Source organism: Paraburkholderia fungorum, assembly GCF_902833645.1.
GTDB classification, from domain to species: domain Bacteria; phylum Pseudomonadota; class Gammaproteobacteria; order Burkholderiales; family Burkholderiaceae; genus Paraburkholderia; species Paraburkholderia fungorum.
The window spans coordinates 25,725-38,604 of record NZ_CADFGE010000002.1 but is presented as its reverse complement, the minus strand read 5'-3'; the positions used below and the strand labels follow the sequence as shown (position 1 = coordinate 38,604).

Annotated in this window: 13 protein-coding genes; 4 read left to right on the top strand and 9 right to left on the bottom strand. The window is 62.5% G+C overall.

What is annotated here, in order from left to right; all coding sequences use genetic code 11:
* Positions 1–42: 42 nt before the first annotated feature.
* The 5 genes from HWX91_RS06915 to HWX91_RS06895 form a co-directional block, all read right to left on the bottom strand.
* Entirely contained in the window at positions 43–948 is a 906-nt protein-coding gene (locus HWX91_RS06915; RefSeq protein ID WP_028194409.1) for an SDR family oxidoreductase, read from the bottom strand.
* Positions 949–1,019: 71 nt separating this feature from the next.
* Complete coding sequence (locus HWX91_RS06910; RefSeq protein WP_028194408.1) at positions 1,020–2,726, bottom strand: long-chain fatty acid--CoA ligase; 1,707 nt, start codon at positions 2,724–2,726, stop codon at positions 1,020–1,022.
* A 121-nt stretch (positions 2,727–2,847) separates the two neighbouring features.
* A complete protein-coding gene (locus HWX91_RS06905) occupies positions 2,848–4,074 on the bottom strand; it encodes an acyl-CoA dehydrogenase family protein (RefSeq protein WP_028194407.1) in 1,227 nt (408 codons plus the stop codon).
* Between the two features lie 97 nt (positions 4,075–4,171).
* The gene (locus tag HWX91_RS06900) at positions 4,172–4,945 is read right to left on the bottom strand and encodes an SDR family oxidoreductase (protein ID WP_028194406.1); all 774 of its coding nucleotides are present in this window, start codon (positions 4,943–4,945) and stop codon (positions 4,172–4,174) included.
* 50 nt (positions 4,946–4,995) lie between these two features.
* The gene (locus tag HWX91_RS06895) at positions 4,996–5,190 is read right to left on the bottom strand and encodes a hypothetical protein (RefSeq protein WP_028194405.1); all 195 of its coding nucleotides are present in this window, start codon (positions 5,188–5,190) and stop codon (positions 4,996–4,998) included.
* Positions 5,191–5,210: 20 nt separating this feature from the next.
* On the opposite strand from HWX91_RS06895, the gene HWX91_RS06890 reads away from it, so the two are divergent.
* Positions 5,211–7,022, top strand: a complete 1,812-nt coding sequence (locus HWX91_RS06890) for an acyl-CoA dehydrogenase (RefSeq protein WP_028194404.1) — start codon at positions 5,211–5,213, stop codon at positions 7,020–7,022.
* Positions 7,023–7,036: 14 nt separating this feature from the next.
* Here the strand turns inward: HWX91_RS06890 and HWX91_RS06885 are convergent, their stop codons facing one another.
* Positions 7,037–7,927, bottom strand: coding sequence for an IclR family transcriptional regulator (locus HWX91_RS06885; protein WP_244144015.1), 891 nt, complete (start codon positions 7,925–7,927; stop codon positions 7,037–7,039).
* Positions 7,928–8,029: 102 nt separating this feature from the next.
* The gene (locus tag HWX91_RS06880) at positions 8,030–9,322 is read right to left on the bottom strand and encodes an MFS transporter (RefSeq protein ID WP_102857513.1); all 1,293 of its coding nucleotides are present in this window, start codon (positions 9,320–9,322) and stop codon (positions 8,030–8,032) included.
* A 202-nt stretch (positions 9,323–9,524) separates the two neighbouring features.
* On the opposite strand from HWX91_RS06880, the gene HWX91_RS06875 reads away from it, so the two are divergent.
* Complete coding sequence (locus tag HWX91_RS06875; protein ID WP_028194401.1) at positions 9,525–9,893, top strand: BON domain-containing protein; 369 nt, start codon at positions 9,525–9,527, stop codon at positions 9,891–9,893.
* A 119-nt stretch (positions 9,894–10,012) separates the two neighbouring features.
* On the opposite strand, the gene HWX91_RS06870 is transcribed toward HWX91_RS06875, so the two are convergent.
* Positions 10,013–10,582, bottom strand: coding sequence for a helix-turn-helix domain-containing protein (locus HWX91_RS06870; protein ID WP_028194400.1), 570 nt, complete (start codon positions 10,580–10,582; stop codon positions 10,013–10,015).
* 199 nt (positions 10,583–10,781) lie between these two features.
* Here HWX91_RS06870 and HWX91_RS06865 point away from each other — a divergent pair, with 199 nt between their 5' ends.
* Positions 10,782–12,155 (top strand): LLM class flavin-dependent oxidoreductase, encoded by a 1,374-nt coding sequence (locus tag HWX91_RS06865; RefSeq protein ID WP_028194399.1) that lies wholly within the window; start codon positions 10,782–10,784, stop codon positions 12,153–12,155.
* Positions 12,148–12,687: a flavin reductase gene (locus tag HWX91_RS06860; protein WP_042273879.1), complete on the top strand. Its 540-nt coding sequence runs from the start codon at positions 12,148–12,150 to the stop codon at positions 12,685–12,687. The genes HWX91_RS06865 and HWX91_RS06860 overlap by 8 nt, the downstream gene beginning before the upstream one ends.
* Here the strand turns inward: HWX91_RS06860 and HWX91_RS06855 are convergent.
* Positions 12,651–12,866 (bottom strand): YXWGXW repeat-containing protein, encoded by a 216-nt coding sequence (locus HWX91_RS06855; RefSeq protein ID WP_028194398.1) that lies wholly within the window; start codon positions 12,864–12,866, stop codon positions 12,651–12,653. The two genes, HWX91_RS06860 and HWX91_RS06855, sit on opposite strands and share 37 nt — an antisense overlap.
* Positions 12,867–12,880 lie beyond the last annotated feature (14 nt).

Sequence of the window (12,880 nt, the reverse complement as noted above, 5' to 3'; positions counted from 1 at the left end):
GCGTGTCCGAGACCTCCTTGCGAAGCGTCCGCCGGCTCCCGGCTACCCTTTCAACGCTTCGATAATCTGCGCGCGCACTTCAGGCCGCTCCGCAAACGGGTCCGTCGGATTACGCGGCATGACGATATCCTCGGCACGCGTTTTCACAGCGGCTAACGCGTGCGGATGCGAAAAGATATAGAACTGCTCTTCGCGGATCGCATTGAACACCATATCCGCGACCTCCCGCGCGCTCACCTTCCCCGAACTCACTGCCTTCTCGCTCATCACACGCGACACACGTTGCGATAAGGTCGGCGGCGTGTCATTGGCGAGTTCGGACGGCCGGTTGCGATGCGCCTTCGCAATCCCCGTCGGCACAAAGTACGGGCACAGCACCGAACACGCCACCTGCTGCGTGACCAGCGAAAGGTCCTGATACAGCGATTCGGTCAGCGACACCACCGCATGCTTCGACACGTTGTACGGGCCCATCATCGGCGGATTGAGCATGCCGGCCATCGACGCGGTATTGACGATGTGCCCGCGATAGTCCGGATCGCGTCTGGCCGCTTCCAGCATGAGGGGCGTGAAAACCCGCACGCCATGAATCACCCCCCACAGGTTGACGCCCAGCAGCCATTGCCAGTCGCGCTCGGTGTTCTCCCACACAAGGCCGCCGCTGCCGCCCACGCCCGCGTTGTTGAAGACCAGATGCACGCCGCCGTAAGCGTCGAGCGTGGCGCGCGCCAATGCGTCGATCTCTTCGCCTTTCGCGACGTCGACACGGCGCGCGATCGCCTGCGCGCCGGCCGCGCTCACTTCGGCGAACGTTTCGTCGAGTGCGTCCTGCTGCACGTCGGCGAGTACGAGGCGCATACCCAGTTTCGTGCCGAGCCGTGCAAACTCCCGACCAAATCCAGAGCCCGCACCGGTGATCACCGCGACCTTACCTGCAAAATTGTTCATGCGTTGTCCCGTTTCCAGTTGCGATGCCCCGTCAGACATCGTGGTTCGATGCGCCTCCCGTACCGTCACCGCTATGGGGCGCCGCCTTCGCTCTGACTGGCCGCCGCCGTGCGCGCTGCATCCTCTTCCTGCAGCTTGCGCCACAGAATCTTGCCGCTGCCCGACTTGGGCAGCGACGTCACGAACTCGACGATGCGCGGCGCCTTGTAAGACGCCATCTGTTCGTGCGCCCAGTCGACGATCTCCTGCTCGCTAATCGCACCGGCATGCGCCGCGGCGGGCACCACCAGCGCCTTGACGGTTTCTCCGCGCTTCGCGTCCTTCACGCCGATCACGCACACCTCGTGAATCGCAGGATGCCGGTACATCAGCGCCTCGACTTCAGCCGGCCAGACCTTGTAGCCCGATGCGTTGATCATCCGTTTAAGGCGGTCCGTCATGAAGAAATAGCCGTCCTCGTCGATATGACCGAGATCCCCGGTGCGCAGAAAACGCTTGCCGTCGAGTTGGATAAACGCTTCGTCTGTCGCCTTGGGATTGCGCCAGTAGCCTTGCATCACCTGCGGCGCACTCACGATGATCTCGCCGGTTTCGCCTTGCGGGAGTTCCTGCAGCGTGACCGGATCGATCACGCGCGAGTCCACGTCGAACACCGGAATACCCAGACACTGCGGCTTGGGCCGATGCGGCGGATTGATGTGCGTGCCGGCGATCGTCTCGGACATGCCATAGCCTTCGACGTAATCGAGCCCCGTCAGTGACTTGAGCTTTCTGGCGATGGCCTCCGGCATCGCGGCACCACCGCCGCGCGCGCCTGTCAGACTCGACAGATCGTATTCGTCCAGTTTTGGGTTGGACAGAAAATCGACCATCATCGCCGTGATCGACTGCCACGCGCTCACGCGATATTTCTGCATGCATAGCGCCGCCGCTTCCCGATCCCAGCGAGGCAATATAACGATGGTTGCCCCGGAGAACACGGCGCTGTTCATGCCGCCTTGCATGCCGGTCACATGAAACAACGGCAATACCGAGAGATACACACCGTCCGAGGGCGCCGAGAACCACACGCAACCGCCCAGCAGCGTGCTCATCACGCTGCGGTGCGTGTGCATGCAGCCCTTTGGCTTACCGGTGGTGCCGGAGGTGTAAGGCATCACGCACAGATCATCTGGACCTGTGGTGAGCGGGCCCGGCGCGAGATGTTTTTCGAGCACCTCGCGCCACGGCGTGACGCCCGGCATATCGAAGGTCTTGCGCGGCGCCGCCACCAGTTCCGGCACGGGAATCGACGATGGCCCCTTCACGTAGTCGCTATAGGTTGCGACGATCGCATGCTCGATGCCGCGCCCCGGGCCAGTGCCGATCAGCGGCGCGACGTTCGCGAACAGGCATTGCGGTGCAATGATCGTAGTCGCGCCGCTATCCTCGACGTAATGCGCCAGTTCGCCGCTCATATTCATCGGGTTGACCGGCACCACGACGGCGTTTGCGCGCAGGATGCCGTAGTAGGCGATGATCCATTGCGGGCTATTCTGCATATAGAGCAGCACGCGGTCGCCGGCCTTGACGTGGCACTCCTGTTGCAGAAATCCCGCAATCCGCTCGGCTTCGTCCTTGAACGCGGCGAACGTGACCGGCGTGTCATAGAAGATGATGAACGGCTTATTGGGATAGCGCGCCGCCGACACCTCGGCGTTATAGAAGATATTGGTTTCGGGCAGCGTCAGATGCTTTGGCACGTGCGGCGGCCAATGCGGATAATGGCGTTCGTTCATAGGCGTCTCCTGCCTGACTGTCTGTGCGCGTTGCACTGGGCACGCGCTTCGTTCACATCCGCCGCATGGCGGATGCGGCCAACTGATGAATCCGGTGAATCAGAGGTGGCCGCCGGCGGCTTCACAAACGCCCCAGGTGACGTCCAAGCTCCATCTTCGCGATCGCATTGCGGTGTACTTCGTCGGGGCCGTCCGCAAACCGCAGCGTGCGCGAGTTCGCGTATGCGCGTGCGAGGCCGAAGTCGTCGCTGACCGCGCCGCCGCCGTGCACCTGCATGGCCCAGTCGATCACCTGGCACGCCATGGCCGGTGCGGCCACCTTGATCATCGCGATTTCCTGGCGCGCGTCCTTGTTGCCGACCGTATCCATCTTGTGCGCCGCGTTCAGCACCAGAAAACGCGTCTGATCGATCATGATGCGGGCGTTCGCGATCCGCTCGCGCGTCACCCCCTGGTCGGCGATCGGGCGGCCAAACGCCACGCGTTCGAGCGAGCGGCGGCACATCGCCTCGAGTGCGCGTTCGGCGCGCCCGATCAGGCGCATGCAGTGATGGATGCGGCCCGGCCCGAGCCGCCCCTGCGCGATCTCGAAGCCGCGCCCCTCGCCGAGCAGCATGTTGCCGGCCGGTACCCGGACGTTTTCAAAAGCGATTTCAGCGTGGCCGTGCGGAGCGTCGTCATAGCCGAATACTGGTAGATGGCGCAGCACTTTCACGCCCGGCGTGTCGATCGGTACGAGGATCATCGACTGCTGGTGATGCCGGTTCGGGTGATCCGGATTCGACTTGCCCATGAAGATCAGCACCTTGCAGCGCGGATCGTTGGCGCCCGAGGTCCACCATTTGCGGCCGTTCAGGACGTAGTCGCCGCCGTCGCGCTCGATACGCGCTTCGATATTGGTCGCGTCCGACGAAGCGACTTCCGGTTCCGTCATCGCAAAGGCCGAGCGAATCGTGCCGTCGAGCAACGGCAACAACCATTGCTCCTGCTGCTCGGGCGTGGCGTAACGCACCAGCGTTTCCATGTTGCCGGTGTCGGGCGCGGAGCAGTTGAACGGCTCCGCACCGATATGCGAGCGCCCCATGATTTCGCACAGCGGCGCGTATTCCAGGTTGGTGAGCCCGGCGCCGTATTTCGACTCGGGCAGAAACAGGTTCCACAAACCCACGGCCTTCGCTTTCTTTTTCAGATCCTCGATCACCGGCGCGGGCTGCCAACGGTTGCCGGATTCACGCGCGGCGTCCATCTGCGCGTCGAAAACCGCCTCGGCCGGATACACGTATTCGTCCATGAAAGCGTTCAGGCGCTGCTGCAAATTCCTGACTTTGTCCGAGTGCTGAAAATCCATGCGGCGTCTCCCGTCTCATGCAAAGCTGTTGTGTGCGTGGGCCCGGCGCGCCTGAACCCACGCGCAGTGCCTCGGAACCGCTCCGTTAGACCATGAGTCAGACGATGATCGAGCCGCCGTCCACCGCGAAATACTGGCCTGTGATGTGACGCGACGCCTCGCTCGCGAGGAACACGACCGGGCCTTTGAGGTCTTCGTCGCCGCCGAGGCGCTGCAACGGTGTGCGCGCCACGATGGCGCCTTCGAGTTTGTCGAGCAGTCCTGCCGACATTTTCGAGGGGAAGAATCCCGGGCAGATCGCGTTGACGTTGATGTTGTACTTGCCCCATTCCGCCGCGAGCGCCCGCGTGAAGTTGATCGCCGCGGCCTTGGACGTGTTGTACGCAATCGTGTTCATGCCGGGTGGCGAGCCTTTCAGGCCCGCCACCGAAGCGATGTTGATGACCTTGCCGGCGCGGCGCGGGATCATGCTGCGCTTGCCCACTTCACGAGCGACGAAAAACGGCGCATGGACATTCAGGTTCATCACCTTGTGCCACGCTTCGTCCGGATAGTCCTCAGCCGGTGCGCCCCATGTCGCGCCCGCGTTGTTCACGAGAATGTCGATGTGGCCGTGCGCGCCGATCACTTCATCCACGAGGCCGGGGATGCCCTCGAAGCGCTGCAGGTCGTTGACCAGCGTCTGCACCTCGATTCCAAGGCTTTGCAGATGCGTTTTCGCCTCGGCGAGTTCGTCGGCCTTGCGCGCGGTGATCGCCACACGGCAACCCATTTCCCCCAGCGCTTCGGCCATTTGCAGGCCCAGCCCGCGAGAGCCGCCGGTGATCAGTGCAACCTTGCCGTCCAGTTGAAACAGGTCTTTCACAGACATTACGCCGCTCCTCCAGTTGTTCTGCAATGCAGACTTTCATTCCAGATTTTTCAACCATCATACGTGCCGAAATTCACCGTGTAAATAAAAGCACGCTCATTCACTTTTGCTTTAAACTGACACGCATCGCCGATGGGCGGATCATCGGGACTTACCCGAATACCGCACTTTTCAATCGAGCCGCGCCCATGCGAGCCGTGCGTGCCGACACGCGTGCGGCGTAGTTGTTCTGCATAGCGGCTCACTTCTGGACGGGTCTTCTCCCATGCAAGATGCGCTGATCATCAACTCGCGTGATCTGGAGTTCCAGCTATTCGAAGTGCTCGAGGCCGAGACGCTCACGCAGCGCGCGCGCCATGCCGACCATAGCCGCGAGACCTTCAACGCGGCGCTCGAAACAGCGCACGCGGTCGCCACCGAAAAATTCGCGCCGCACAACCGCCTCTGCGACGAACACGAACCGCAATTCGACGGTCAGCGCGTGACGATTCCCGCCGCGGTGAAGGAAGCGCTCGATGCATTGCGCGGCGCAGGTTTTCTTGCCGCCGGCAAGGATTACGAATGGGGCGGCATGCAGTTGCCCGCGGTGATTTCCTTTGCGTGCCTGTCGCTCTTCAAGAGCGCCAACATCGCCACCTCGGCTTACGCGATGCTGACCACGGCGAATGCCAACGTGATCGAACGTTTTGGCAGCGCGGCGCAAAAGCGCAAGTATCTGCAGGCATTACTGGAGGGCCGCGCGTTCGGCACGATGGCGCTGACCGAGCCGCAAGCAGGCTCGAGCCTGTCGGACCTCGTCACGAGTGCGGTGCCCAATGAAGACGGTACCTATTCGATCCGCGGCAACAAGATTTTTATTTCGGGCGGCGATCACGAACTGAGCGAGAACATCGTCCACCTGGTGTTGGCGCGCATTCCTGGCGGGCCGCCGGGCGTCAAAGGCATCTCGCTCTTCACGGTGCCGAAATTCCACGTGAATGACGACGGCAACCTCGGCGCGCGCAACGACGTCGCGCTGGCGGGGCTGATTCACAAGATGGGTTGGCGCGGCACCACGTCGACGATGCTGTCGTTCGGCGAACGCGGCGAATGCATCGGCGAACTGGTGGGCGAACCGCATCATGGTTTGGCGTATATGTTCCACATGATGAACGAGGCGCGCATCGGCGTCGGCCTCGGCGCGGTCATGCTCGGCTATCGCGGCTACCTGGCCTCGCTCGATTACGCCCGCGAACGGCCGCAAGGACGGCGCCCGGACAACAAGAACCCGCTCGATCCGCAATTGCCGCTGATCGAACATGCCGACGTGCGCCGCATGCTGCTTGCCCAAAAAGCGTATGTGGAAGGTGCCTACGCGCTGTGCCTGTACGCGGCGCGCCTCGTCGACGAACAGAACACCGGCGAGAGCGACACCGCGCGCGCCGAAGCGGGCCTGCTGCTCGATCTGCTGACGCCGATCGTGAAGTCGTGGCCCTCGCAGTGGTGCCTCGAGGCGAATAGCCTGGCGATCCAGATTCACGGCGGTTATGGCTATACGCGCGAATATCCGGTCGAACAGTTCTACCGCGACAACCGCCTGAACATGATTCATGAAGGCACGCATGGCATCCAGGCGCTCGATCTGCTCGGCCGCAAAGTCGTGATGAAACAAGGCGCGGCGCTCGCACTGCTGGGGCGTGAAATACAGCGCAGCATCGAGGCGGCGCGCGTTCATCCGGCGCTGCAAGCGCACGCGGATTCACTCGCCAACGCATGGAGCGAATTGACCGGCACCGTCGAAGCGTTACTGCCCACCCTGGCAAGCGAAAGCGAACGCGCGCTTGCCAACGCAAACGCTTTTCTCGAAGCGTTCGGTCATATCGTGCTTGCTTGGACCTGGTTGCGCCAGGCGCTCGTTGCGAGCGCAGCCTTACCTGAAGCTGAAGCGAAGAACCAGGCTGACGGCGACTTCTATCGCGGCAAGCTGCATGCGTGCCAGTGGTTCTTCCGTTGGGAATTGCCGCGCGTGTCGCTAATGCTTGCCACACTGCGCGATCTCGACGATACGACGCTCAGCATGGCGCCGCAGTGGTTCTGAACGCCCTCGCCTGCTCAATGCGACAGTGCGCTTTCCAGTTGCGTCACCACGTCGATCAGGCGTGGGCGCACCTCCTCGAGCAGGAATTCTTTCGAGAGCCTGAATGAGGGGCCGCCGACATTGATTGCCATGATCGGCAATTCTCCGCCCGGCTGGAAAGCGCGCGCGATGCCGTTCACGTCTTTCTGCCAGTCGCCAAACGAAGTCGTGACGCCGAGCGTGCGGTAGTCTTCGAGCGCATTCTCGATGCCGCGGCGGGTTTTCGGCCACGCCACATGATCGAGCTCACGCACCTGCTCCATGAAGCTGAGACGGTCGTGTTCAGGAATCGCCGCAAGCCATGCACGGCCAATCGCCGACGTGGCGACCGGAATACGCGAACCGACTTCCAGGGTCAATGCGAGCGCTACCGAGCCCCGGCAATTTTCCACGTAGATCATCGAGAGGCGATCGCGCGTACCCAACGACACGCTCGCGCCGATGGTCTCCGCCAATTCCTGCATCACCGGCCGCGCAATCTTGCGCACATCGAGCCGCGCCAGCATCGCACTGCCCAACGCAAGCGAGGCCGTGCCAAGCCTATATTTACCGCTCTCTTTCAGATGAATCAGATAGCCGAGCAGTGTCAGCGTGTGAGTGAGGCGCGAGACCGTCGATTTCGGCAGCTTGCAACGCAAGGCGAGCTCCTGATTGCTCAGTGACTTGTCGCCCGAGCGGAAACACGCCAGCACTTCGAGTCCGCGCGCGAGCGCCGTGACGAAATGCCGGTCGTCCTTATGCGCCTCGTGTGCTGTCCGGCTTGCGAGGACTGAACTTGTCCTCGCGGATGCCGCGGGCGATGCAGTGTCGCCGGCGCGCAGATTCTCGGCCGGATTATCGATTGGGCTCTGCCTGGTTTTGCTCAAAATGAAACGCGCTCCTGCGAAACGGCACCATCTGAAAGACAAACCGTGGCCCGGATCGCGAGTGATCCGGCTGCGGAATTATAGACAAACGCAAGCCGCCGCTCAGGCCTCTTCTTTCGGCGCAGCCACCACCGGGCTGAAGAAATAGACGATCGCGCCGATCGCAAGCGGCACGACAGTCACGGCGAACAGCGCCGAGTAGATTCCCGCGTCCGATAGATGCGCTCGCTTTGCGGCGCCCGCGATCCAGCCGAAACAACTGCTGGTTAGCGCCACGCCGAGAAAAACCAGGCTATTGAGCAGCCCCAGGCCTAGCCCGAGCCGGCGCGGCGCGACGATGGCACGCGCTTGCGACATCACGAGCGGATGGATCGAGCCGACCGAGAACAACACACAGATCAACGCGACGCTGAGTACCCAGTTGCCGTCCGGAACGAGCGCAAGCACGAGTGCCGCCAGCACGCCGCCGATCAGCCACAGCAACGAGATCAGCTTGGGCGCGCAGAAGCGCACGGCAAGCGGGATGCCAAACGACGCGGCGATTCCGATCACGCTGGTGACGGTCATCGCATTGCCGCGCGCAATGACATCGAAGCCGTAGACGTCGGCAAGATACGGTCCGCCCCACGACGTGCGAAACGTGCTGCCGACCGAGAGCGCGAGGCAGGCGGGCATCAAGGTCCAGAAACCCGTGTACCGCCTCACCGCGCCGGCCGCATGTTGCGATGCAGCGAGGCTTCGCTCATGCTCGACGGCATCGCGCCGCTGCACGACGCCCACGACGCCCAGCGTTGCGCAAAGCATGGCGAGCGCGGCTGTGACCATGACCGGACGCCAGCCGAAGCTGGCCGTTGCCCGGCTCAGCGGAAACGCGGCCAGCAAGGCCCCCGCCATGCCGATCGCACTCGCCGTCGTGACCGCGCGCACATTGCGCGTGCCGTGGCCGCTACGCAGCACGTAATTGAGCAGTCCCATGAAGATGGGCGCGCAACCCAGCCCGATGCCGGCTTGCGCGACAAGCGCCACGGTTGCGCTCGTTGTGATCGAAAGGACGCCGGCACAGGCGGCGCCGATAGCCATCAGAAACGCGGTGGGTCCGCGCACGCCGTAGCGGTCGAACATCAGACCGACCGGCAGTTGCGCGATGGCGAACACGAGAAAGAACGAACCCGCGAACCAGCCGAACATTTGCGGCGAGAAATGAAAATCGCCGATCAGTTGAGTGGCAATCACGGCGATGTAGCTGCGGAAAAATTGACTGAGCACGTAGCTGAAGGTCAATGCCCACAAGCCGTAATCGATCGACGATCTGGTGGGTTCCGTGCGTGTTTCGTGCAATCGTTGCTGTGCGCCATCGGACATCTGCGGTGCGCCTTTGATGATCGAAGCCGCCATGATAGGGCAACCGGCAACGGGCGGCAGGGTGAGTTTTTTCAGCACTTGCGCGTTTGCTGGAGTATTGTTTAAACGCGCTGGAAGCTTCACGACGTCACTCTTCTACAAGACAGGGAGCTCCGTGCAGGCGGAAAAGCGCTTGCAGGCGCGTGTTTTTTGCATGCAACGATGCGACATCAACTTTTCGAGGAATGGAGAAAACGTGAAAACAGTCAATCTATTGAAGGCACTCGGCATCGCATTGTGTGTGGCGACGGCATCCAGCGCCTATGCCCAGGCGAGCGATGCAATGGCCTCCGACAGCATGGCCGCCCCGGCTGCCAGCCCTAAAACCGTCAAGAAGGCGGACCGCAAGCTGGGTCTGGACGTACGCAAGGCTTTGTCGAAAGCCCAGGGTTTTGATGTGTCGAACGTGTTTGTCCGCGCGCGTGGCGGCGCGGTGACGCTCACTGGCACGGTGCCCGACAGCGCACAGATTTCGCAGGCGGAGGAAGTCGCCAAGGGTGTTGCAGGCGTGAAATCGGTGAACAACAAGCTGACACTCGGCACGCAAGGCGGCGGTGGGGGTTGATCGCGCCGCGCAATTGATCAGCGACGGCGGGTTGCGATAGAGAGCGTCGCAAGCGCCCATTTGCGGCGCTGCCTGTCGTCCCGCCTCGTTCTGTTCCGCCCCGGCATTCAACAAAACCTTCACCGTCGAACCAGGCCGACGACATAGCAGCAAACTGTGTTCCCGCCATTGAAGAACTCACACTCGAGCGGCGCGCCGAGCTGCAGGCAATCCCCTTCCGCAAGCTGATACACCTGCCGGCCTTCACGAAAAGTCAGGACCCCTCGCGTCACCCAGATCTGCTGATGCTGAAACGCAAAGGCATCCGGCGGATAAGGCACCCGCACCCCCACCGGCAATTCGATCTCCAGCAACTCGAGCACCCCGCCGGTAGGCGGTGAAATCCGCCGCCGCGTATAACCCGTTTCCGGGTCCTGCCAGACAGGCTGCCCGGCCCGCCGCACCAATCGCTCGCCACTTTGTTCGGCAAGCGCCAGCAGGGTCGACAAGGTCAGACCGAAAGCGCCCGAGAGACGGCCGAGCACGGTAGCGGTTGGACTCGCCTCGCCCCGCTCGATCTTGCTGATCATCGCCTTCGACACCCCCGAGCGCTCCGCCAGTTCGCTCAGCGACCAGTTACGCGCTTCGCGCTCCGTCTTGACGCGTGAGGAAATCGCCTCGGTCAAATCGATAGCAGAGGATTCGGACATGAAAGGATCGGAACCGGAAAAAGGTGAGCTTACCGTGAGCTCGTTCACTTTGAGCCCTCATTAAAGGCCAGAATCAACGTCTTGCATAGTGATTTTTCGTCCACTATATTAAACGCACGATACCCGCACGGCTTCACCGCCCGCTCGCCTGTTCTGAACTGCACCCGTAAGCATCCGTCCACCTCAGCCGGAAGACACCATGCCGAAGGAAATTGTTCTCAACGCTTTTGACATGAACTGCGTCGGCCACATCCAGCAAGGCATGTGGACTCATCCGCGCGATCAGTCCACCCGCTATACCGATCTTCAGTACTGGACCGACTATGCGCGCTCGCTGGAGGCAGGTCTGTTCGACGGCATTTTTTTCGCCGACGTGGCGGGCGTCTACGACGTCTACGGCGGCAATCCCGACGCGGCGATTCGCCGTGCGGTGCAGGTGCCGGTGAACGATCCCACCTTGCTGATTCCGGCCATGGCCGCCGTTACGCGTCACCTGTCGTTCGGCGTTACATCCAATCTCACCGTCGAGCAGCCCTATCTGTTCGCGCGGCGCATGTCGACGCTCGATCATCTGACCTGCGGCCGGGTCGGCTGGAACATCGTGACGGGCTATCTGGACAGCGCGTCGCGCGCGATCGGTCTGTCCGGGCAAATGGCCCATGACGACCGCTACGATCTCGCCGACGAATATATGGAACTCGTCTACAAACTGTGGGAATCCAGTTGGGAAGACGATGCGGTGCTGCGTGATAGAACGCAAGGCATCTATGCGGACGCATCGAAAGTCCACGTGATTCATCATCACGGCAAGCAGTATCGGGTGGACGCCATGCATCTGAGCGAACCGTCGCCGCAACGCACGCCGGTACTCTACCAGGCGGGATCGTCAGCGCGCGGCAAGCAGTTCGCCGCGGCGCACGCGGAGTGCGTGTTCGTCAACGGCCAGGCGAAGCCCGCCGTGAAAACCATCGTCGACGATATCCGCGCTCACGCCGTGGCGCATGGGCGCCATGCGAACGATATCAAGGTGCTGCTCGGGCAAACGGTAATCACAGGCCGCACGGATCGCGAAGCACAGGAGAAGTACGCCGAATACCGGCGTTACGTGAGCAGCGAGGCAGCGCTCGTGCATGCGGCGGCGTCGCTCGGTATCGACTTCGCGCGCTATGACCTCGACGAACCGATCGACACCGGCAAGAGCCAGGCTATCGTCTCGAACGTCGAGGCGATGACGCGCGCCGCCGGCCCGCAATGGACCCGGCGCAAACTGCTCGAACAGATGGTGCTCGGCAGCCGTCAGGCACCGCTCGTCGGGTCGGCCGAACGCATTGCCGACGAACTCATCGCATGGACCGAAGCAACTGGCGTGGACGGTTTTAATCTCTCGCGCACGGTCGCGCCGGAATGCTTCGACGATTTCATCGCACTCGTGGTGCCGATTCTGCAGGAACGTGGCGCCTATAAACACGCTTATCGCGACGGCACATTGCGTGAAAAACTATTCGGCCACGCACGTTTGCCTGCCAGCCACACGGCGGCCCGGTTTCGCGGAGGCGCGGATCCCCATGCTTGACAAGCACATCTTTCGCGACGCCATGGCCGGCCTTGGCGCCGCCGTCAACATCATCAGCAGCGACGGCGTCGCAGGTCTCGCAGGCTGCACGGCCTCCGCGGTATGCGGCGTGACGGACGAGCCGCCTACCCTGCTCGTCTGCATCAATCGCGGCAGCCGCAACAACGCGACCTTCCGCGCCAACGGCGCGCTGTGCGTCAACGTCTTGAGCGCGGATCAGCAAGCCCTTGCGGCGCATTTCGCCACGGGCTCGCTGCCCATGACCGAGCGCTTTGCCGCCGCGCAATGGAACACGCTCGCAACAGGCGCGCCCGTCCTGCTCGGCGCGCTTGCCTCGCTCGACTGCGAGATCGAATCAGTCACCGAAGTCGGCACGCATACGGTGTTCTTTTGCGCGGTGAAGGCCGCGCATACGCAGGTCGGCGGCGATGCGCTGATCTACTACGGCCGCCGTTATCATCGGGTCGGCACGCGCGGCGCGCCGGCAACGCTCGCTCAACCTGCCCAGTGTCCCGGCACCCACGCCCAGTGATTGCCTTCCCAGCGATAGTGGCCTTTCACCCAGTGATAACCCGGCGCGGGTGCGGGCGGCATCACCTCGACGAGCGGAGCGGGCTGTGGCGGCCGCGCCGGTTCGACGACGCAGGCTGATAACAAGGCGGCACTCAGGCCTGCAAGCGATACGGCACGAATAGTCGATCTGATTTTCATATGCTCTCCCTGGT